Origin of the sequence: Corynebacterium sp. p3-SID1056 (genome assembly GCF_025152525.1) — a bacterium.
In the GTDB taxonomy this organism is placed as follows: domain Bacteria; phylum Actinomycetota; class Actinomycetes; order Mycobacteriales; family Mycobacteriaceae; genus Corynebacterium.
In genome coordinates this window covers 317,209-336,708 of sequence record NZ_JALXXL010000001.1, presented here as the reverse complement: position 1 = coordinate 336,708, position 19,500 = coordinate 317,209, and the positions used below count along the sequence as shown (strand labels likewise).

Genomic DNA, 19,500 nt, shown 5'->3' with positions numbered 1-19,500 from the left:
GGGCCTATGGGGGAACAACATGAACTTCGGGCTTTTCTGGCCTTCAAAGCAGGGGGAATCGCCGCACTCCGGCTTGTCTACGAGACAGGCCTCGATGCGGCCGCGTTGGTGAGCATGGGCGCAGCCGACGACTACGCCGAGACACTCGTACACCTCGCACGCCGATTCTTCCGGCCCACCAGCCACTCACGCGCCCAAGCAGAGGCACGCAGTGCGGCAGAAGCCAACCGGCACTGCATCGAAACCTTGGAGCTGATCGAGCGCACCGCCAGGCGCATCACCAACCCCACCAAACGCTGGGAATACACCGCGCAACTGTGCGCCACCGCAGGCGACACCACCACCATCAGCAAACGCGCCGCCCGGCTGCGCAAAACCTACCTGCCACCGCGCGTGCCACAAGACGGGGTACGCATCCAACGCAGCGAAACACACGACAAATTCATCATCCGGCTCACCGGCCCCACCAACGACCTCCAAGATCTGGTCACCACATTCGAGACCCCCGGCGACAACGGACAACCAATTGACCCGATTGACTGGCTGGTCAACAACCGCCACATCGTCCAAGCACCCGTGGCAATCCACGCCATTATCACCGACAAGGACATCGACCATGTCCTTTCCGGCACCGACGATTCACCCGACCAAGAACCAGTAGTGGTGACCAATACCGGGGTGAGGATGACCACCAGCCAAATCCTGCGCCGGCATATCCTGCCCGACGGGTATATCACCCTGGCCGCACCGCACCTCGGCCCGATTAACACCCACCGGGCACGCCTTGCCTCACCCGTGCAACGCCTGGCCCTGGAAGCGGACTCGCCGACGTGTTGCTGGCCGGACTGCACCACACCCATCTCGAAGTGCCAGGCGCACCACCTGACCGACTACGCCCACGGTGGCGCAACCCACCCGGCGAATATGTGCTGGCTGTGCCCACACCACAACGCCGTCAACGGCCAACCCGACCGCGGTCGGATGACACGCATCAACGGCCGCATCGCCTGGATCGGCCCCAAATACACCACACCGATATTCACCGGCCGCGACTACACCGACACCGACACACTCATCGGCGGACCCGCGCAAGGCAGACCCGGGTAAGCAAAAACAGAGAAAGACAGCACCGGCGGGGATACACTTAAGCCCCATGAAGGTGCTGTGCATTGGCGCGGGCGCGATCGGCGGGTACTTCGGCGGTGCGCTTGCAGAAGCTGGACACGAGGTGTCGTTTGTCGCCCGTGGGAAAACGCTCAAGGCGTTGCGCGAGCGCGGTCTGCTGCTCAAAAACGGCGAGCAACCCGCGCGCACAATCCGGGTGCACGCCGCGGACCGTGCAGGCAAAGCCGCCGACCTGCTCGGCGGCGCCGATATTGTGCTCGTGGCCACCAAGGCGCTGCCGGACAACCCCACGTTTGCGGACCTGAAAGACGCGCAGCAACTCACCGGCGTGCCGATCGTCACCACACAAAACTCGGTCGAAGTCCACGACACCGCCGCCGAGCTTTTCGGCCCCGACCGCGTCTTCGCCGGCGTGGTGCGCTGCTACGCCACCCGCGTCGGCCCTGCGGAGATTCATCTCAACCCGGGGCCGCTGACGTTGAACTTTGGGCGTGTGGAGGGGGCGTCGAGAAGCGAAGTGGCCCTGGCGTTTCGCGCCGCCCTCGATGAGGCGGGCATCGGCGGCGAGTACCTCACTCCGGAGGAGATCCTCGTGGATGTGTGGGCGAAGGCGATGTTTGTCAGCACCACCGGTGCGCTCGGCGCGGTCGCGAATGCGCCGATGGGTGTGCTTCGCGACGCCCTGCGTCCCCAACTCCGCGCACTCATGAAAGAAGTCGAGGCCGCCGCCCGCGCCAACGGGGTAGCACTGCCCGCGGACGTGGTGGAGCAGACGCTCGCGTTCGCCGACCGGCAGTACGCGGGCGCGACTAGTTCAATGCACCGCGACATCGCCGCCGGGCTGGAAAGCGAGCTGGACGCGCAGGTGGGCGCGATCCGCAGGAAAGCCGCGAGCGCGGGCGTGGCGACGCCGCTGCTCGACTACACCGAGGCCGTGCTCAGCGTGCGCACCAGCTGACAAAGCGTGCCGAGCACAGCAACCAGTGGGCGAGCAGCAGTACAGGGATGGTCAGCGCGATCGCGTCGAGCCACTCGGCACCTGCAACGAGCGCAACCTGGTGGCCGCCCATGCTCACGGTGCCGGGCGGGAAGGTGCACGACCACCACGCCGGCGAATAGTCGACCCAGCGCACGACGTTGGGGTAGAAGATAGCCATGGCGTAGCAGGCGAGCGGGATCGCGATGAAGAGCGCGACCATGCCGTAGTAGATGGAGACTTTGCCGGGGAAGAGGATTTGCATCGCGGTGGTGGATTGGCCGACCACACCGAGCGGCACCCAGGCGGTGGCGGATTTCGCCCCGCCGAAGTCGACGCGGCCGTGCCAGGCGGCCCAGTACACCCGCGCAAACAGCGGCACGGCGGTGAGCAGCGACATGAAAAACAGGGCGGTGCCCATCACGTGGTACACCTGCCCGTAGTCGCGGGCGAGCCAGCCGGCGACCGACGCCGAAATCATCGGCCCGACGAGCGGCAGGCCCCAGGTAAAGCGCGGCTCGCCGTCGAAGCGCGTGAGCTGAATCGCCCACGTGAGCACGGTGACGGGGCCGCCGATCCAGAAGCCGATGAGGCGGTAGACGCCCACGCCGGTCAGACCCGACAGCGCCGCGCCGAGCGCGAGGATGCCGATAAAGTACATGGACCACTCGGCCATCGTCGTGCGGGCGAAGCTCGGCTGCCGGTAGCGCGCAAACCCGAAAGTGAGCACGACGAGGATACCGCAGCCGATGACGGCGAAGATGCCGGCTGCGGTGAACATGTCCTCCTCGACGAGCATGCGCGCAACAATCGAGGTGCCCATGAGGCTGCCGCCCCACGCGGGGCCCGGCGGTGGGAGTTCGCGGAATTTTTCAGTCACCCGGGCAATGGTAATCTTTTTGCTTTACGACGTCGCGTCGACCCCCTATACCGTCGCCCCAAATATCCACCCGGCCGCGAAAGTGACGGCGAGCGCGAGCATCCCGCCGCCGACGATGCGGCCGATCGCGGGGGCGAGCGGGGCGCTGACGAGCTTCGCGGAGAGCGTGCCGGTCAGCACGAGCGCGACGAGCGTGACTGCGAAGATCGTCCAGACTGGTGCGAGCACGGCGGCGGCGAAGGGGAGTGCCGCGCCGAGCACGAAAGAGATGAAGGACGCGATGGCCGCCGAATACGGGTTCACCAGCTCGGTCTCGCCCATCACGCGCTCCGAGTCGCGCTGTGATGAGACGGACACGTACTCGCCGAGCGCCATCGATACCGCCCCGCCGACGACCGCGGCCATGCCGGACATGGCGATCGTGCGGGAATCGCTCGTCGCGCCGGCGACGCCGACGAGGACGGCGGCGGTAGAGACGATGCCGTCGTTCGCGCCGAGGACTGCGGCGCGCAGCCGGTTCAAGCGCTCGCCTGTGTTCGGTTCAGTGCTCGGATTACTGCTCGGATTACTGCTCGGCTCTGTGCTCGGGCGGGGAGCGGTAGTGGTGGTCATAGTCCCATTGTCGCCTGTAGGTGACGCGGACACAAGCAAGGCAGGCCTGGCTAACATGCCTGGTGAGCGGCCTGTTTTGGGTTAGTAGTCCTTGCGGTAGTGCTTGGCAATTTCGTCGAACTCGGACTGTGCGTTGCTGCCCTGATCGAGCTGCTGGGGCCGGTTGCCTTCCAGCTTGCGCGCTTTGCGTGCGGCCTTCTTCTTGCGCACCTGGTTCGGGGTGTCGCGCTCCTCGTAGCGCAGGCCGGGGATGCCGGTGCGCATGGTGCGGGTGCGGCCGCCGTTGGAGTTAAACGTGTAGCGAAACGGCCCCGAGCCGACGGAGGCCGACAGGCCCGAGCCCGACAGGGTGAATCGGAACGGGCCGACTTTCTTGCTACGGCGGAAACGAAACGGCATGAGCTGCGCTCCTTTGGTCCAAGGTTGCTTTCTCATCAAAGCTAGCAAAAGTGCGTGCGCGCTTGGGGCTACATAAATGTTCGATGAGACGGCTTGAATCCGCGCGGGCACTCACTAGGTTGGGCCGTATGGTTTCACACATTGCAAGGAAAATGACCACTGTCACCGCGCTTGTCGCCCTTACTGCGGGCGGCCTCGGTGCCGGCCTGGCCAGCGCGCAGGGGCTTTCCTCCACCGCTGACCTGGCGCAGTATGTGGACGTCGACCGCGTGGGTCAGCTCAACTCCACCGTGCTCGGCGGCGCGAGCGCGGACGCGGCAAAGCAGCGTACGAACCAGTCCCACGTGGTGGTCGGCCTGCCGGATGGGGCGCAGCCGTTGCCGGCCGCTGAGGCGAAGGATGCCGTCGTGGGCCTGTGGCAGGCGAAGCAGAGCAAGGCCATGACGCTTGAGCTGCGCGCCGACGGCACGCTTACCTACGACGACGGCTGCAACTCCGGAAACGGCCTGTACTCCATCGACGACGCCGGGTCCCTGCACGTCACCGATCTTTCCGAGACGCGCGTCATGTGCGATTCCACGACGATGGACAACGCCGCAGCCTTGAAGTCGGTCTTGCGGTCTCACCCGGCCGTCTACGAGCTGGACGGCAGCATCGCGCTGGGCAGCCAGGGCAAGGCAGTCGAGTTTGACGCGCAGTAGCTAGGCGATGAGCTCGTCGCGGTTAATTTTGCCTGCCAGCGAGCGCGCCACCGCGAACGGGATCCAAACCATCTGGCAGTAGGCCAGCTTGGCGAAGAACAGCGCGACGTCGATGCTCGACACCTCCGGCGAAAACCGCGCCGCAAGCGCGACGAAGCCCGCGACGACGAACATGGCTGCGGAAAGCATGATCGACCAGCGCAGCCCGTCGTCGCGGGCTTCCACGTGCCGCTGCGTTTCGTATTCGTCGAGCTCGACGCCCGGCAGGTCGGCCCCGCCGATGGATGCGCGCAGCCACACAAGCCCGACTGCGGCGATGAGCCCGCCGCCGATCCACAGTGCCGTGGACAGGCCGCTGTTGAAGAATTGGAGTACGGCGGCAAGCAGCGTGAGCGCAAGCCCGATATCTGTGGTGAGAATGAGCCGATTTCGCTTCACGACGCCCACGTGTTTCATCTTCGGTGTCATCGGTTGTCCTCTCAGCGTGTTCGGTAGATTTCGGTCGACATTGGTGTGAACTCGGTTCGCGAGAACACGGCTTCCACTGGCAGGGAGAAGACGTCGCAGATTTTGAAAGCGAGGTCCAGGCTGGGGTAGTGGTCGCCGCGCTCGAGCGCACCGATGGATTGCGGATTGACCCCGACCGCGTCCGCGAGCTGCGCGCGCGACATGTCCCTTTCGGTGCGCAGCACGCGGACCCGGTTGTAGATCGGATCCACTGGTTTTTTCTTTGGGGGCATGGTTCAAAGTGTTGTATAAACACAACAATGTGTCAACTGTTCGCGCTACTTTTTATGCGACTTTCAGCTTCCGTGGCTGCTTTTAGGAGCGCCCTGGAGATACCGTTCTAGTTCCCTCAAGGTGGTTGATTTGCTGAAACTGCTCGGTAGGTTGAGGAGCATGGTTTCCAAGATCATGAAGAAACTGTCCACCGCAACCGCAGCCGTCGCCCTGATGGGTGGCGCCGCAGGCACCGCAGGCGCGCAGGAGCTGCCGCAGGGCCTGTCTTCAGACCCCGCGATCGTCGAAGCCGCGGTCGGCCTGAGCTCCATCCTTATCGGCGGCGCACCGCAGCTGCCGGGCTCCAGCGCCCAGAAGCCAGGGGCACCGACCGAGCAGGGCAACCTCATCACGGCCCTGCCCGAGCACGCGCAGCCGGCACCCGAGCACCTGCGCGGCCCAGCCGTCGAGCGCCCGCTGCAGGCGAAGGCGAACGAGAACGTGACCATTGAGTTTAACCCCGACGGCACCTTGTCCTACGATGACGGCTGCAACGCCGGCAACGCGGACTACCGCTTCGATGAGCGCGGCAACCTGCACGTCGGAGAGCTGGCCGAGACCCTGGCGCTGTGCGACCCCGAGGCGGAGGCCGATGCCAAGGACCTGAAGACGATCCTGCAGGCCAACCCGGCCGTCTACATGCTCGACCGCGACACCATCGCGCTGGGCAGTCAGGGTCACGGCATCGAGTTCGTGGAGGCGAAGGCCACCACCATCGAGCCGCAGGAAGGCTAAAGCACGACGCACTAGAAACGATGTGCTTGCGGCCCGGGCCACTTTGGGCCGGGCCGCGTAGCATTGTCATATGTCCGCAACGAGAAAACCCATACCGAAAGTCGCCTACGCGCCCATGCTCGGGCTGGAAACGTACGTCCGAGCACGCGTGGACAAACGCTATTCGCACCTGGTGCAGCTGCGGGCTTCCGCGCTCAACCAGTGCGTGTACTGCCTGGCTATGCACCGGCGCGACGCGAAGAAAGACGGCTGGAGCGAAGAAAAGATCAGTAGCACGGAGCACTGGACCGACTACAAGGAGCAGTTCTCCGACGAAGAGTGCGCAGCCCTCGAGCTCACCGACGCCGTGACCCGGATCCACGGGGAGGAGTCCGTGCCGGACGAGCTCTGGGACCGAGTTGAGCGCCTGCACGGCGAGAAGGGCGCGAGAAACCTGCTCATGGCGATCGTGGCGATCAACGCCTGGAATCGGATCGGCATCACCACACGCCTTGACCCGCGCAGCCTCTCTGGTGTCGACGATTTCGACCTAGGCATCCGGGCATAAGGAAACCCCGAGGGACACACCCTCGGGGTCTTTGCTTACGCGCGCGGTTTAGCAGTCGTAGTACATCTCGAACTCGAGCGGCGTCGGGCGCAGCTGCGCCGGCGCGATTTCCTCTTCGCGCTTGAGCTTGATGTAGGTCTCGATGAGGTCGTCAGTGAACACGTCGCCCTCGGTGAGGAAGTCGTGGTCGGCTTCCAGCGCCGCGATCGACGCCTCGAGCGAGGTCGGCGCCTGCGGGATCTCCTTGGCTTCTTCCGGCGGCAGCTCGTAGAGGTCCTTGTCCACCGGCGCGTGCGGCTCGATGCGGTTCTTCACGCCGTCGAGGCCGGCCATCATCATGGCGGCGAAACCGAAGTAAGGGTTGCCCGACGGGTCCGGGGCGCGGAACTCAATGCGCTTGGCCTTCGGGTTGGTGCCCGTGATCGGGATGCGGATCGCGGCGGAGCGGTTGCGCTGCGAGTACACCAGGTTGATGGGGGCCTCGAAGCCGGGGACGAGGCGGTGGTACGAGTTCAGCGTCGGGTTGGTAAACGCGAGCACCGCGCCGGCGTGCTCGAGGATGCCGCCGATGTACCAGCGGGCGATATCAGAGAGGCCGCCGTAGCCGGACTCGTCGTAAAACAGCGGCTCGCCGTCTTTCCACAGGGATTGGTGGGCGTGCATGCCGGAGCCGTTGTCACCGGCGAGCGGCTTCGGCATGAACGTTGCGGTCTTGCCGAACTGGACTGCCGTGTTCTTAATGATGTACTTGAAGTCCTGCAGGTCGTCGGCCGCGTGCAGCAGGGTGTTGAAGCGGTAGTTGATTTCCTGCTGGCCGCCGTTGCCGACCTCGCGGTGGAAGCGCTCGATGTGGAAACCGGCAGCATCCAGGTTGCGCACCATCGCGTCGCGCACGTCGACGGTCTTGTCGTGCGGGGCGACGGGGAAGTAGCCGCCCTTCCAGCGGTTCTTGTAGCCCAGGTTCGGCTCGCCGTCGGCGTCGCGCTCCTTGCCGCGGTTCCACCAGCCTTCCTCGGCGTCGACTTCGTAGAAGGCGCGGTGGCCTTCCGCCTCGTAGCGGATGGAGTCGAAGAGGTAGAACTCGGCCTCGGCACCGAAGCTGCAGGTATCTGCAATGCCTGTCGACGCCAAGTAGTCCTCCGCCTTGCGCGCCACGTTACGCGGGTCGCGGGAGAATGCTTCGTGAGTGAAGGGATCGTTGACGAAGAACTTCACGTTCAGCGTCTTCGCCTCGCGGAACTGGTCGAGCTTGGCGGTGGCCAGGTCCGGCATGAGCGTCATGTCGGACTCTTCGATGGTGGTAAAGCCCTTAATGGAGGAGCCGTCGAAGGCGAGGCCTTCTTCCATAACTTCCTCGTCGAACATGGATGCCGGGATGGAGAAGTGGTGTTCGCGGCCGGGAACGTCGGTGAACCTGACGTCTACGAATTCGACTTCCTCGTCGGCGATAAATTTTGTGACGTCCTCGATATTTTCGAAAGACACGTGTGCTCTCCTTAAAGGGGCGAAAATCTGAACGCCCACAAGTTTAGTAGAACCATGGCCCCGAAATGTGCACCCGCCCATTTTCGCCTCCCTCTGGCCACGGCTAGGCTTAGTGCCCATGGCGAGATCACAGCGACGCGATTGGCGCAATGGCCCCGAGATGCCAAATCAGTTCTCCGGCGATGACACGGTCCCGGACTATCCGGGGCAGTCCTTGGGCTTGCCGGAGCAGGGGGCGGGCTCGCAGGCGTCGGTCATGCGGCGCGCGTGCGGAGTGCTCATCGATTGGGGCATCTCCTGGGGAATCGCGGCGCTGATCACGTCGCAAACGCACGCGCTCGGCGACACCGCCACCGTGACCTACTTTGTGTGGATCGTGCTGGGCATTCTGACCGGCTGGCTCATGGCGCGCACGCCCGGCATGGCGATGCTCGGTATGGGGGTGGCGCGCATCGACGCCGCCGAACCGGTCGGGTTGTGGCGCGCGGCGCTGCGTACCGTGCTGACCGGTTTTGTGCTGCCTGCGGCGATCGTGGACGCGGATGGGCGCGGCATGCACGACCGCGCCACCAACACGACGGTGATCCGCGGCTAGCTCAAGTCCGTGCGGAAGTCGATGTGCCGCTGGAAGGCCCAGTTGCGGTCTGTGCACAGACGCGCAACCGTCAGCCCGCCGGCGAGGAAGAGCACGGCGAGCACGACCTCCGTGGTTGCGGAAATGCCGCCGGTGACATCACCGGAGGTCAGCTGCTGCATCGCGGCGTAGATCGTGGTGCCGGGGATCATCACCACGGTGGCCGGGATGGTCACGGTCGAGCGCGGCACGAAGAAGCGCCTGCCGAGCGCCCAGCCGAGCAGCCCGATGGTCAGCGTGCCCAAAAAGCACGCGAGGAAGAACTTCACTCCGGCGTGCAGCAGCACGAGCCTTAAGATGTTGGCCACCGTGCCGAGCGAGGCGGCGAGCAACGCCATGCGCTTCGACGCGTTGAATAAAATCGCGAAACCGCCGACGCTGAGGAAGCTGGCGACCGCCGCGGCGGCGTAGAAGCTGGGGGCGACGGCGGCGTCGACAAGCGGTGGCGGGGGAGCGTCGGTGATCATGGCGATGACCGCGACGGTGAGCATCATCGTGACGATCACCTCGAGGGCGAAACACAGCCGCGCGATGCCGGCGCTGAAATCGAAACGCGACAGGTCATTCATCGCGACGAACAGCGGGAACCCGGGGATGAGGTAGAGGATCGCCGGGACGAAACCGGCCGCAAGCTGCGTGTCCGCGCCCGGGATGGCGAGCGAGAGCACGAGGAAGATGGCGGTGGAGGCCGCACCGGCGAGCATCACCACGCCCAGCTGCAGCATGTGCTTCGCGGCAAGCCGCTGGCGCACATACTGGCCCGCACCCGCCGCGAGCACGACGAGTGCCGCGGTGAGCAGCGAAAAGTGGTTCAAAATGGCGAAACCGCCGCAAGCCAGGCCCGCGGCGAGGGCGCTGCCCGGAGCGCTCCAGCGCGGCGAGGGGATCGCCTCGATCTCGTCGAGCATTGTCTCGACCTGCGCCGCGGTGACATATTGGTGTAAGTCGTGGCGGCTGAAGTTTTCGAGCGCCTCAATCCGTGAGGCGTTCACACCCGGTACCGGCAGCACCGCCGCCAGGGTGCGAAAACGCTCGCCGCGGTGGAAGGTACAGGTGAGGGTGTCGAGGCCGACGATCATGTCGGCGTCGTCAAAGCCGAGCGCGCGGGCGCAGCGCTTGACGGCGCGGATCACCCGGTAGGCCGGCGCGCCGGAGGTCAAAAGCAGCGACCCCAAACGGAGCGCCGCGCTGGCCTCGGCATCCACTTACTTGCCCTTGCGCTGCTGCATGCGGCGCATGCGGCGGTTCATGCCCGCCATGTTCTGCGCCTGGCGCGGCATCGGGCCGCCCGGCAGGCCGTTGACCTGGCCGGGGCCCTTGCGGGAGTCCATCGCCTCCAGCTTGGCGTTGAGCGAGTAGACCTCGTCCTTCTTGTAGTTCTTCGGCATCTTCAGCAGGTGCTTCTGCAGGCTGCGCACGGGGACCTGCCCCTCGCCGTCGCCGGCGTAGACCTCGTGGATCGGCACGCCCGCCAGCAGGCGGTCGACGCGCTTGTGCTCCTTGGCCATCATGGACTTCAGGCGGTTGGGGTTGCCCTCGCCGACAAGCACCACGCCGGGGTTGCCCACCACGCGGTGGATGGTGTCCATGTGGGTATTGGCCTGCACGCCCGTCTTAGTGATCCAGACGATGCCCATGGTGTTGCGCATGTTCTCCAGCGTCCAGCCGGCCGCGCCGGGGGTGTCGCCGACCTGGTCGTACATCGACTTTTCCAGTCGGCGGGAAAACAGCCACATCGCCAGCACTGCGCCGAGGATCAGGCCGAGGACCAGCATGAACCACTGGCCGTCCCAGATCAGGCCAATGAGGAAGAACAGAAGACCCATACCGAGGACGGACCCGACCATGATGGGGATGAGCGCCTTGTCGCGCTCCTTCTGCATCTTGAACGCCTGCCACACCTGGCTGCGCGTCTGCTTGCTCTTGGCGCGTTTCGCCTCGCGCTGTTGCTTCTTGGCGGCCTTCGCGGCCACCTTATCATCCTGCTTCGCCATGCCGCTTATGTTAATGGGCCCGCGCGGGGCCGCAAAAAGGGCCCTTAGCGGGTCACTACCGGGTGGTCCTCGGAAGCGCCGTACTTCTTCAGCAGGGTGGATGCTTCCTGCGTCGTCTCGCCGGCGGAGGTTTCCTTCAAGTGCTTGAGGTTTTCTGGCAGCTCGCGGCCGTGATGCTCCATCGCCTGGACGTAGAGCTTGCCGGCGCGGTAAGAGGAGCGCACGAGCGGGCCGGACATGACGGCGGCGAAGCCCATGTCGTAGGCGGCGTCGCGGTACTCGATGAACTCCTCGGGCTTTACCCAGCGGTCGATCGGGTGGTAGGTCGGGCCCGGGCGCAGGTACTGCGTGATGGTGATGATGTCGCAGCCGGCGTCGACAAGATCGCCCAGGGCCTCGAGGATTTCCTCGCGGGTCTCGCCCATGCCGAGGATGAGGTTCGACTTGGTAATGAGGCCGAAGTCGCGTGCCTGCCGGATCACGTCCAGCGAGCGGTCGTAGCGGAAGGCCGGGCGGATGCGCTTGAAGATGCGCGGAACCGTCTCCACGTTGTGCGCGAACACCTCGGGGCGGGCCTCGAAGACTTCCTGGAGCAGGTCGGGCTTGCCGGAGAAGTCGGGGGTGAGGTTCTCCACGCCGGTGTGCGGGTTGAGCTCGTGGATTTTGCGCACGACTTCGGCGTAGAGCCAGGCGCCCTCGTCGTCGAGGTCGTCGCGGGTCACGCCGGTGATGGTGGAGTAGTTCAGGTTCATTCCCCGGACCTCTTCGGCCACGCGGCGCGGCTCGTCGCGGTCGAGCGGGTCGGGCTTGCCGGAGGCGATGTCGCAGAAATCGCAGCGCCGCGAGCAGCGGGAGCCGCCGATGAGGAAGGTCGCCTCGCGGGATTCCCAGCATTCGTGGATGTTGGGGCAGCCGGCCTCCTGGCACACGGTGTGCAGGCCTGCACCCTTGACCTTTTGCTTCATGTCCTCGTACTCGGGGCCCGTCTTGACCTGGTTGCGGATCCACCGCGGTTTGGACTCGATCGGGGTTTGCGCGTTGCGCTTCTCGATGCGGAGGAGTTTTCTACCATCTGGTGCTACAGTCACGCCCCCTACGTTAACGGACGTGTCAAGCACTCGTTAGCGCGGCCGTTTCTTCAGGCCTTTCGTGGGATCTGGGGCGGTGGCGAAGGTGTGGTTTGCCACGGTCAGTTCGCCGGACAGCGCGCGGTCGAGGTGGTGGATGAGCCGCGGGGCGATTGCCGACGCCCGCACGTCGGTGCCCAGCTCCAAACTCATTGTGGTCACGTCTGCGTCGTCGATGCCGCAGGCAACGATGTGCGCGTAGTGGTCAAGAGTGTTGTCGCAGTTGATGCTTAGACCGTGCATGGTCACCCCGCGGGTGATGCGGATGCCGAGCGCGGCGACTTTCCGGTCGCGTTTCGGGGCGCGTGTGTCGGCGGCGCGAGTGGTGTGGGGGACCCACACGCCGGAGCGGCCGTCGATGCGGCCTGCGGTGGTCACGCCGGCCTCGCGCACCGTTTCGATGATGGCCTCTTCAAGGCGGCGGACGTAGTCGACCACGTCGACCGGTTCGGCGAGCTTGATGATGGGGTAGACCACGAGCTGGCCCTCGCCGTGCCAGGTGATGCGCCCGCCGCGGTCGACCTTGACCACCGGCACGGGGTAGTCGGCCTCCGGCATGTCCTCGGGCTGGGTGCGCTTGCCGGCGGTAAAGGTCGACGGGTGCTCGAGCACGAGCACGGTGTCGCCGACCTCGCCTGCCGCGCGCTTGGCGGCAAGCTCCGCCTGCAGGTCCCAGGCTTCCTGGTAGGGCACGACGCCGAGCTCTCGCACATCCAGTGGGGCGGAAGCGTCAGCGCGGATGGATTTGTCGGCCGGGAAAAATGGGTCACGCGGGGCTGTCATGCTTTCGCATTTTAGCCCCGCGTGAACAAAGAGGTGCTTAGCCCTCGACGCCGTTTTTGGCGGCGTACTCGTCGGCGGTCATGAGCTCGCCGACGGCCTCAACCTCGACCTCGAAGAGCCAGCCGGCGCCGTAGGGGTCGTCGTTAATGGCCTCGTAGGCGCCGTCGATGTCCTCGTTGACGGCGGTGACGGTGCCGGTGACCGGCGAGAACAGGTCGGAGACGGACTTGGTGGACTCCACCTCGCCGCACTGCTCGTTGACGGTGACGGTGTCGCCGACCTGCGGCAGCTCGGCAAAGACGATCTCGCCCAGGCGTTCAGCGGCGACGTCGGTGATGCCTACGCGCACAGAATTGCCCACTGCGGCGTCGGGGGCGACGTTGATCCACTCGTGGTCCTCGGAGTAGTAGAAGTCCTTCTGCAGTGCCATGTTAGGCGTCCTTTCGGGAGTAAAACGGGGTCGTAACGATAGTAAACGGATAGCGACGCCCGCGGATGTCAATTTCCACGTCCGTCCCAACTTCCGCGTGCTCCGGCGCGACGTGCGCCAAGGCAACAGGGTAGCCGAGCGTCGGCGAGGGCTGCCCGGAGGTCACCACGCCGATCTTCGCGCCGGACTCGCCCGGCAGGTAGATCTCGGCACCGGCGCGGGCGGCGCGGCGCTGCTCGGAGGTCAGCCCGGCAATGACCACCTCCGGCTCGCGGCCGGCAAGTGCCTCCTTGCCCACGAAGTCGGCTTCCTTCTTGGCAAAGGCGCGGCCCATGCCAGCCTCGACCGGGGTGATCTCGGTCGACAGCTCGTTGCCGTACAGCGGCATGGACGCCTCCAGGCGCAGGGAATCGCGCGAGGCCAGACCGCACGGGGTGCCGCAGCCGATCACGGCGTCCCACACCTTCTGCGCGTCTTTGCGGGCGCAGAACAGCTCGAAGCCGTCTTCGCCGGTGTATCCGGTGCGGGCGACGAAGATCTCGATGCCGTCGAGCGTCATCCAGGACCCGGAGTAGTAGGAAAGGGTGGACGCGTCGTCGCTAAGCAATGGCTGCAGCGCGGCGAGCGAACCGGGGCCCTGGACGGCGACGAGCGCGAACGCCTCGGAGTTGTTGGTCAGCTGCACCTCGAAGTCGCCCTTGCGCGACTCAAACGCGGCCCACACGGCGGCGGTGTTCGCGGCGTTGGGCACCACCATGAAGTGGTTGTCGCTGAACTTGTAAGTGATCAGGTCGTCGATGATGCCGCCGTCTTCGGCAACGATCATGGAGTACTTCGCCTTGCCCTCCTTCAACACGGAGAAGTTGGAGATCAGGGCGTAGTCCAAAAAGGCGGCGGCGTCGGGGCCCTGAACGCTGATTTCACCCATGTGGGACAAATCGAAGATGCCCACGGCGGAGCGTACGGCGCGGTGCTCCTCTAATTCGGAGCCGTACTTCAGCGGCATCTCCCAGCCACCGAAATCGGTGAAGCTCGCGCCGAGCTTTTCGTGCGTGGCATGCAGTGGAGTCTGTGGCATTGGTGGTTCTCCTTAGTCGTTGATGTCAAAAGCTTCCGGCGGCGGGCAGGCGCACACGAGGTTGCGGTCGCCGTAGGCCTCGTCGATGCGGCGCACCGGCGGGAAGTACTTCGCGTGCACGAGCCGGTCAACCGGGTAGGCCGCTTGCTCGCGGCTGAACTCGTAGGGCCACTCGCTGCGCACCACCGAGTGGGCGGTAAACGGCGCGTGGTGCACCACGGAGTCTTCGTAGGCAATCTTTCCGTCGATGATCTCCTGGATCTCGGCGTGGATGGAGCGCATCGCCTCGACGAAGCGGTCCAGCTCCGACAGGTCCTCGGACTCGGTCGGCTCGACCATGAGCGTGCCCGCGACCGGGAAGGCGAGCGTGGGGGCGTGGAAGCCGTAGTCCACCAGGCGCTTGGCCACATCGGCCGCGGTGACGCCGGACTTGTCGGTCAGCTCGCGCAGGTCCAGGATGCACTCGTGGCCCACCATGCCGTTGTCGCCGGTGTAGAGGACGGGGAAGTAGTCGTTGAGCTGGTGTGCGAGGTAGTTCGCGCCGAGCACTGCGTGCTGGGTCGCGGACTTCAGGCCGGCAGCGCCGCTCATCGCGATGTAGGCCCAGGAGATCTGCAGCACCCCGGCCGATCCGTAGAAGCTGGCAGAAACCGGTACGCCGCGATCGCCCGGCACCGGCGCGCTCGCCTCATCGAGCGTGACGTTCGCATCGCCCGGCAGGAACGGAATGAGGTGCTCGCCCACACCGATCGGGCCGACGCCCGGCCCACCGCCGCCGTGCGGGATGGTGAAAGTCTTGTGCAGGTTGAGGTGGCTCACGTCGCCGCCGAAGTCGCCGGGGCGCGCAATGCCGGTCAGCGCGTTCATGTTCGCGCCGTCGATGTAGACCTGGCCGCCGGCCGCGTGCACCTTGTCGGCCACGGTGCGCACGTCGGACTCGTACACGCCGTGGGTCGACGGGTAGGTGAGCATGATCGCGGCCACGTGCTCGCCGTGCTTTGCCAGCTGCGCATCCAGGTCGCCCAGGTCGATCGAGCCGTCGTCGGCGGTCTTGATCACCACGACGCGCAGGTTCGCCAAGCTTGCTGACGCCGCGTTCGTCCCGTGCGCCGACGCCGGAATCAAGCAGATGTCGCGCTCGGTATCGCCGTTGGCCACGTGGTAGCGGCGGATCGCCAACAGGCCTGCGAGCTCGCCGGTGGCACCCGAGTTCGGCTGCAGGGAGACCTCGGCGTAGCCGGTGATTTCGATGAGCCAGGTCCGCAGTTCGTCGATAAGCGTGGCCCAGCCCTTGGTGTACTCGGCAGGGGTGAAGGGGTGCACGTTGGCGAACTCGGGCCAGGTGATCGTCTCCAGGCCCGCGGTGGGGTTGAGCTTCATCGTGCAGGAGCCGAGCGGGATCATCGTGCGGTCCAGCGCGAGGTCCTTGTCGCCGAGCCCACGGATGTAGCGCATCATCTGGGTCTCGGAGTGGATCGCGTTGAAGGTCTCGTGGGTGAGGAACTCGGTGCGTCGCGCGAGCGCCTCGGGCAGGCGCGGCTCGGCGGACTCGGGCGTAGATGCGCCGAAAGCGTCGAGCAGTGCGGCGAGGTCGGCCGCGGCCGTGTCCTCGCCGAAGGCCACGCCGACGGTGGCGTGATCGATGGCGCGCACCAGGTAGCCAGCCTTCGCCAGCTTGTCGACGACCACCTGCGCATCCTCAACCTCAACCGCCACCGTGTCGAAGAACTCGGCGTGTTTGACGCGCCCACCAGCCGCCTCGACGCCGGCGGCGAAGCGCGCAGCAAAGTCGTGGACGGTGCGCGCGATCTCGGTCAGGCCTTCGGGCCCGTGGTAGACGGCGTACATGGAGGCCGCGACGGCAAGCAGGGCCTGGGCGGTGCAGATGTTGGAGGTGGCGCGCTCGCGGCGAATGTGCTGCTCGCGGGTCTGCAGCGCCAGGCGGTAGGCGGGGAAGCCCTCCGCGTCCTTGGACACGCCCACGAGGCGGCCCGGCAGCTGGCGCTTGAGCTTCTCCGGCACCGCCATGAAGGCTGCGTGCGGGCCGCCGTAGAACAGGGGCACGCCGAAGCGCTGGGTCGAGCCGATGGCGATATCTGCGCCCAGCTCGCCCGGCGACTCCAGCACAGTCAGCGCGAGGATGTCGGCATCTACAGTAACGAGTCCGCCGCGGGAGTGGATCGCCTCGATGATCGGGCGCGGATCCGCAATGTCGCCCTCGGTGCCCGGGTAGGCCACCACAGCGCCGACGAGGTCCTCGCCGACCACGCCCTGGGTCAGGTCTGCGACCTCGACCTCCAAGTCGATGGCGCGGGCGCGTTCGGCGGCGACGGTGATGACCTGGGGGTGTAGGCGGGCGTCGAGAAGCACGCGGCGGCCCTTGCGCACCGCGCGCGACATGAGCCCGACAGCCTCGGCGGCGGCGGAGGCTTCGTCGAGAAGCGAGGCATTGGCGATGTCCAAGCCGGTGAGGTCTTGCACCATCGTCTGGAAGTTGAGCAGCGCCTCGAGGCGGCCCTGGGAGATTTCGGGCTGGTAGGGGGTGTACGCGGTGTACCAGCCGGCGTCCTCGATCACGCCGCGGCGGATCACCGGCGGGGTGAGCGTCGAGTTGTAGCCCTGGCCGTAGAAGGCCTTGAGCACCGTGTTTTGGCTCGCGATCTCGCGGAGCCGGTCCTGCGCCTCGTATTCGCTCAGCGCCTGCGGCAGTTTGAGTGGGCCGTCGGCGAGGATGCCGGAGGGGACCGCGGCGTCGATGAGCGCATCCAACGACGCGTAACCCAGCGTGTCCAGCATTTGCTGCTGTTCAGTCTGGTCGGGGCCAATATGACGGGAGATGTAATCCAAAACGCGCTCCTTGGTCGAAGTGGTGCCAAACACTAGCCAGTATAAGGTGCGATGCGGGCGTGCTAAGAACTACGCTCGAGCCGGAGGATTTAGCCTGGGTACGCGAAACGGCCCGCCTCCCCGGAGTGGGGGAAGCGGGCCGTAGTTCTCTTAGGTCGAGGGTTTAGAGGTCCAGATCGGACTCGAAGTCGCCGACCTCGATGCGGTCCTTGATCGTGGTGACGAAGCGGCCTGCGTCAGCACCGTCGACCAGCTGGTGGTCGTAGGTGAACGGCAGGTAGCACATCTGGCGGATCGCGATCGAGTCGATGCCGTCCTCGGTGACGATGACCGGACGCTTCTCGATCGTGGCGGTACCCAGGATGCCGGCCTGCGGCGGGGTCAGGATCGGGGTATCCAGCATCGCGCCCTCGGAACCGATGTTGGTCACGGTGAAGGTCGCACCCGTCAGGTCGTCCGGGCGCAGCTTCTTGTTGCGCGCACGGTCTGCCAGGTCCGCGATCGCCTTCGCGATCTCGGCGAGGTTCAGGTCCTGTGCCTTCTTGATCACCGGCACGAGCAGGCCCTGCGGGGTATCCACCGCAACACCGATGTTGACGTCCTCGTGGTAGGTGATCTCCTTGGTCTCAGCGTTGTAGGACGCGTTGACGTTCGGGTGGGAGACCAGCGCCTCGGCCGCCGCCTTGACGAAGAACGCGAGGTAGGTCACGTTCACGCCGTGCTTGTCCACAAAAGCCGGCTTGAACTTCTTGCGCAGCTCGGCGACGCGGGTGACGTCGACCTCCTGGACGTGGGTGAGCTGCGCAGTGGTCTGCAGGGACTCGACCATCTTCGCCGCGGTGATCTCGCGGATGCGGTTGACCTTCTGCGTGGTGCCGATCAGCTCCTGCTTGGCCGGGTCCACGGACTTGGTGGACCAGTTGGCGCGAGCGCCCTTCGCGGCCGGCTTCGCATCCTTTGCGGAATCGGAAGCGGCACCAGACTCGCCGTTGGCCGCCGCGAGCACGTCCTGCTTCCGGATACGGCCGCCGACGCCGGTGCCCTCGACCTGGTTGAGGTCAACACCGTGCTTGTCGGCCAGCTTGCGGACCAACGGGGTGACGTACGGGACGTCGCCGCCGCGGTTGTTCAGCTTCTCGGAGGACGCAGCGGACTTGTCAGCCTTCTCGGCCTTCCTCTCCTGCTTCGGTGCCTCCTGCTTCGGTGCCTCTTCCTTGGGCTCCTCCTTCGGCTCCTCGGCGGGCTCCTCAGCCTTCGCTTCGTCCTTCTCGTCTGCCTCTTCGGCGGGTTCCTCGGCAGCGTCAGCGTCACCGATCACGGCGATCGCCTCGCCGACCTCGACGGTGTCGTCTTCCTCGGCGAGGATCTTCACCAGGGTGCCCGCAACCGGGGACGGGATCTCGGTGTCGACCTTGTCGGTGGAGACCTCGAGCAGCGGCTCGTCGACCTCAACTTCGTCGCCGACTTCCTTCAGCCAGGTGGTAATGGTGCCCTCGGTGACGGACTCGCCGAGCTCCGGCATCTCCACCTTGGTACCAGCGCCGGAGCCGGAGGACTTCTTCTCCTGCTTCGGAGCCTCTTCCTTCTTCTCTTCCGCCTCGTCGGTGTCGTCTGTGTCGACGGAGTCGTCAGAGTCGACGGAGTCATCAGCGTCGTCGGAAGCAGCCGCATCCGCGTCGCCGATGCGCGCGATGACTTCGCCGACCTCGACGGTGTCGTCTTCCTCTGCCAGCACCTCAACCAGGGTGCCCGCAACCGGGGACGGGATCTCGGTGTCGACCTTGTCGGTGGAGACCTCGAGCAGCGGCTCGTCGACCTCAACTTCGTCGCCGACTTCCTTCAGCCAGGTGGTAATGGTGCCCTCGGTGACGGACTCGCCGAGCTCCGGCATCTCCACGTCCGTTGCGGAACCGGAGGACTTCGGTGCGGACTTGGCGTCCTTCTTCTCCTCGGCCGGAGCCTCGTCCTCAGCGTCTTCAGCGTCTTCCGAGTCCTCGGCCTCGTCCGAATCCTTGTCAGCCTTCTCGTCGCCTGCCGGGGCCTCTTCGCCATCCTCGCCGATGATGGCGATGACCTCGCCGACCTCGACGGTGTCGTCTTCTTCAGCCTTGACCTCAATCAGCACGCCCGCAACGGGGGAGGGGATCTCGGTGTCGACCTTGTCGGTGGAGACCTCGAGCAGCGGCTCGTCGACCTCGACGGTATCGCCGACTTCCTTCAGCCACGTGGTAATCGTGCCTTCGGTGACAGACTCGCCCAGCTCGGGCATCTCTACAGAGTGCGCCATGTTTTCTAAGTCTCCTCGCAGTTCAACGTTGTAACGGAAGCTATACAGTCAACCAGGCTACCTGTATTCCGCCCGCCCCG

The 19,500-nt window shown here is 65.6% G+C and carries 20 protein-coding genes; 6 read left to right on the top strand and 14 right to left on the bottom strand.

Annotated features, from left to right (window positions below; genetic code table 11):
- Positions 1-6 precede the first annotated feature (6 nt).
- Positions 7-1,107 (top strand): HNH endonuclease signature motif containing protein, encoded by a 1,101-nt coding sequence (locus M3G14_RS01540; protein ID WP_259924215.1) that lies wholly within the window; start codon positions 7-9, stop codon positions 1,105-1,107.
- Positions 1,108-1,153: 46 nt separating this feature from the next.
- Entirely contained in the window at positions 1,154-2,083 is a 930-nt protein-coding gene (locus M3G14_RS01535; protein WP_259924213.1) for a 2-dehydropantoate 2-reductase, read from the top strand.
- On the opposite strand, the gene M3G14_RS01530 is transcribed toward M3G14_RS01535, so the two are convergent.
- From M3G14_RS01530 to M3G14_RS01520, 3 genes are all read right to left on the bottom strand, one after another.
- Positions 2,064-2,981, bottom strand: a complete 918-nt coding sequence (locus M3G14_RS01530) for a TDT family transporter (RefSeq protein ID WP_259924211.1) — start codon at positions 2,979-2,981, stop codon at positions 2,064-2,066. The two genes, M3G14_RS01535 and M3G14_RS01530, sit on opposite strands and share 20 nt — an antisense overlap.
- Positions 2,982-3,026: 45 nt before the next feature.
- The gene (locus tag M3G14_RS01525) at positions 3,027-3,593 is read right to left on the bottom strand and encodes a VIT1/CCC1 transporter family protein (protein ID WP_259924209.1); all 567 of its coding nucleotides are present in this window, start codon (positions 3,591-3,593) and stop codon (positions 3,027-3,029) included.
- 81 nt (positions 3,594-3,674) lie between these two features.
- On the bottom strand, positions 3,675-3,992 hold the full coding sequence (locus M3G14_RS01520; RefSeq protein WP_259924204.1) for a DUF4236 domain-containing protein: 318 nt from the start codon (positions 3,990-3,992) through the stop codon (positions 3,675-3,677).
- Positions 3,993-4,144: 152 nt separating this feature from the next.
- Between M3G14_RS01520 and M3G14_RS01515 the strand changes: the two genes are divergently transcribed.
- Positions 4,145-4,693, top strand: a complete 549-nt coding sequence (locus tag M3G14_RS01515) for an META domain-containing protein (RefSeq protein ID WP_259924203.1) — start codon at positions 4,145-4,147, stop codon at positions 4,691-4,693.
- On the opposite strand, the gene M3G14_RS01510 is transcribed toward M3G14_RS01515, so the two are convergent.
- Both M3G14_RS01510 and M3G14_RS01505 read right to left on the bottom strand, forming a co-directional pair.
- Positions 4,694-5,161 carry a hypothetical protein gene (locus tag M3G14_RS01510; protein WP_259924202.1) on the bottom strand — a complete coding sequence of 156 codons (468 nt, stop codon included), beginning with the start codon at positions 5,159-5,161 and terminating at the stop codon, positions 4,694-4,696.
- Between the two features lie 11 nt (positions 5,162-5,172).
- Positions 5,173-5,433 carry a helix-turn-helix transcriptional regulator gene (locus tag M3G14_RS01505; protein WP_259924201.1) on the bottom strand — a complete coding sequence of 87 codons (261 nt, stop codon included), beginning with the start codon at positions 5,431-5,433 and terminating at the stop codon, positions 5,173-5,175.
- 160 nt (positions 5,434-5,593) lie between these two features.
- Between M3G14_RS01505 and M3G14_RS01500 the strand changes: the two genes are divergently transcribed.
- Together M3G14_RS01500 and M3G14_RS01495 are read left to right on the top strand one after the other, a co-directional pair.
- Positions 5,594-6,208: an META domain-containing protein gene (locus M3G14_RS01500; RefSeq protein ID WP_259924200.1), complete on the top strand. Its 615-nt coding sequence runs from the start codon at positions 5,594-5,596 to the stop codon at positions 6,206-6,208.
- A gap of 70 nt (positions 6,209-6,278) precedes the next feature.
- Positions 6,279-6,755, top strand: a complete 477-nt coding sequence (locus tag M3G14_RS01495; protein ID WP_259924193.1) for a carboxymuconolactone decarboxylase family protein — start codon at positions 6,279-6,281, stop codon at positions 6,753-6,755.
- A 48-nt stretch (positions 6,756-6,803) separates the two neighbouring features.
- On the opposite strand, the gene glnA is transcribed toward M3G14_RS01495, so the two are convergent.
- Positions 6,804-8,240 (bottom strand): type I glutamate--ammonia ligase, encoded by a 1,437-nt coding sequence (gene glnA / locus M3G14_RS01490; protein WP_259924192.1) that lies wholly within the window; start codon positions 8,238-8,240, stop codon positions 6,804-6,806.
- A 118-nt stretch (positions 8,241-8,358) separates the two neighbouring features.
- Between glnA and M3G14_RS01485 the strand changes: the two genes are divergently transcribed.
- Positions 8,359-8,835: an RDD family protein gene (locus M3G14_RS01485; RefSeq protein WP_259924191.1), complete on the top strand. Its 477-nt coding sequence runs from the start codon at positions 8,359-8,361 to the stop codon at positions 8,833-8,835.
- Here the strand turns inward: M3G14_RS01485 and M3G14_RS01480 are convergent.
- The 8 genes from M3G14_RS01480 to sucB form a co-directional block, all read right to left on the bottom strand.
- Complete coding sequence (locus M3G14_RS01480) at positions 8,832-10,079, bottom strand: threonine/serine exporter ThrE family protein (RefSeq protein ID WP_259924189.1); 1,248 nt, start codon at positions 10,077-10,079, stop codon at positions 8,832-8,834. The two genes, M3G14_RS01485 and M3G14_RS01480, sit on opposite strands and share 4 nt — an antisense overlap.
- Complete coding sequence (locus M3G14_RS01475) at positions 10,080-10,868, bottom strand: DUF4191 domain-containing protein (RefSeq protein WP_259924188.1); 789 nt, start codon at positions 10,866-10,868, stop codon at positions 10,080-10,082. It lies immediately after the preceding gene.
- 44 nt (positions 10,869-10,912) lie between these two features.
- Positions 10,913-11,956: a lipoyl synthase gene (lipA, locus tag M3G14_RS01470; protein ID WP_259924186.1), complete on the bottom strand. Its 1,044-nt coding sequence runs from the start codon at positions 11,954-11,956 to the stop codon at positions 10,913-10,915.
- 33 nt (positions 11,957-11,989) lie between these two features.
- Positions 11,990-12,778: a lipoyl(octanoyl) transferase LipB gene (lipB, locus tag M3G14_RS01465; RefSeq protein WP_259924181.1), complete on the bottom strand. Its 789-nt coding sequence runs from the start codon at positions 12,776-12,778 to the stop codon at positions 11,990-11,992.
- Positions 12,779-12,815: 37 nt separating this feature from the next.
- Positions 12,816-13,208: a glycine cleavage system protein GcvH gene (gene gcvH, locus M3G14_RS01460; protein WP_259924179.1), complete on the bottom strand. Its 393-nt coding sequence runs from the start codon at positions 13,206-13,208 to the stop codon at positions 12,816-12,818.
- A gap of 1 nt (position 13,209) precedes the next feature.
- Complete coding sequence (gcvT, locus tag M3G14_RS01455; RefSeq protein ID WP_259924175.1) at positions 13,210-14,286, bottom strand: glycine cleavage system aminomethyltransferase GcvT; 1,077 nt, start codon at positions 14,284-14,286, stop codon at positions 13,210-13,212.
- 12 nt (positions 14,287-14,298) lie between these two features.
- Positions 14,299-17,133, bottom strand: a complete 2,835-nt coding sequence (gcvP, locus tag M3G14_RS01450; protein WP_259924174.1) for an aminomethyl-transferring glycine dehydrogenase — start codon at positions 17,131-17,133, stop codon at positions 14,299-14,301.
- 163 nt (positions 17,134-17,296) lie between these two features.
- Positions 17,297-19,420 (bottom strand): 2-oxoglutarate dehydrogenase, E2 component, dihydrolipoamide succinyltransferase, encoded by a 2,124-nt coding sequence (gene sucB / locus M3G14_RS01445; RefSeq protein WP_259924173.1) that lies wholly within the window; start codon positions 19,418-19,420, stop codon positions 17,297-17,299.
- Between the last annotated feature and the right edge of the window lie 80 nt (positions 19,421-19,500).

What these genes read in the sequence shown, in the direction of transcription:
- M3G14_RS01525 (WP_259924209.1), bottom strand. Translation starts at nt 3,593, where the DNA reads ATGACCACCACTACCGCTCCCCGCCCGAGCACAGAGCCGAGCAGTAAT.
- M3G14_RS01515 (WP_259924203.1), top strand. Translation starts at nt 4,145, where the DNA reads ATGACCACTGTCACCGCGCTTGTCGCCCTTACTGCGGGCGGCCTCGGT.
- lipB (WP_259924181.1), bottom strand. Translation starts at nt 12,778, where the DNA reads ATGACAGCCCCGCGTGACCCATTTTTCCCGGCCGACAAATCCATCCGC.
- M3G14_RS01505 (WP_259924201.1), bottom strand. Translation starts at nt 5,433, where the DNA reads ATGCCCCCAAAGAAAAAACCAGTGGATCCGATCTACAACCGGGTCCGC.
- M3G14_RS01535 (WP_259924213.1), top strand. Translation starts at nt 1,154, where the DNA reads ATGAAGGTGCTGTGCATTGGCGCGGGCGCGATCGGCGGGTACTTCGGC.
- M3G14_RS01500 (WP_259924200.1), top strand. Translation starts at nt 5,594, where the DNA reads ATGGTTTCCAAGATCATGAAGAAACTGTCCACCGCAACCGCAGCCGTC.
- M3G14_RS01485 (WP_259924191.1), top strand. Translation starts at nt 8,359, where the DNA reads ATGGCGAGATCACAGCGACGCGATTGGCGCAATGGCCCCGAGATGCCA.
- sucB (WP_259924173.1), bottom strand. Translation starts at nt 19,420, where the DNA reads ATGGCGCACTCTGTAGAGATGCCCGAGCTGGGCGAGTCTGTCACCGAA.
- gcvH (WP_259924179.1), bottom strand. Translation starts at nt 13,208, where the DNA reads ATGGCACTGCAGAAGGACTTCTACTACTCCGAGGACCACGAGTGGATC.
- M3G14_RS01475 (WP_259924188.1), bottom strand. Translation starts at nt 10,868, where the DNA reads ATGGCGAAGCAGGATGATAAGGTGGCCGCGAAGGCCGCCAAGAAGCAA.
- M3G14_RS01520 (WP_259924204.1), bottom strand. Translation starts at nt 3,992, where the DNA reads ATGCCGTTTCGTTTCCGCCGTAGCAAGAAAGTCGGCCCGTTCCGATTC.
- M3G14_RS01540 (WP_259924215.1), top strand. Translation starts at nt 7, where the DNA reads ATGGGGGAACAACATGAACTTCGGGCTTTTCTGGCCTTCAAAGCAGGG.
- M3G14_RS01495 (WP_259924193.1), top strand. Translation starts at nt 6,279, where the DNA reads ATGTCCGCAACGAGAAAACCCATACCGAAAGTCGCCTACGCGCCCATG.
- M3G14_RS01510 (WP_259924202.1), bottom strand. Translation starts at nt 5,161, where the DNA reads ATGACACCGAAGATGAAACACGTGGGCGTCGTGAAGCGAAATCGGCTC.
- gcvT (WP_259924175.1), bottom strand. Translation starts at nt 14,286, where the DNA reads ATGCCACAGACTCCACTGCATGCCACGCACGAAAAGCTCGGCGCGAGC.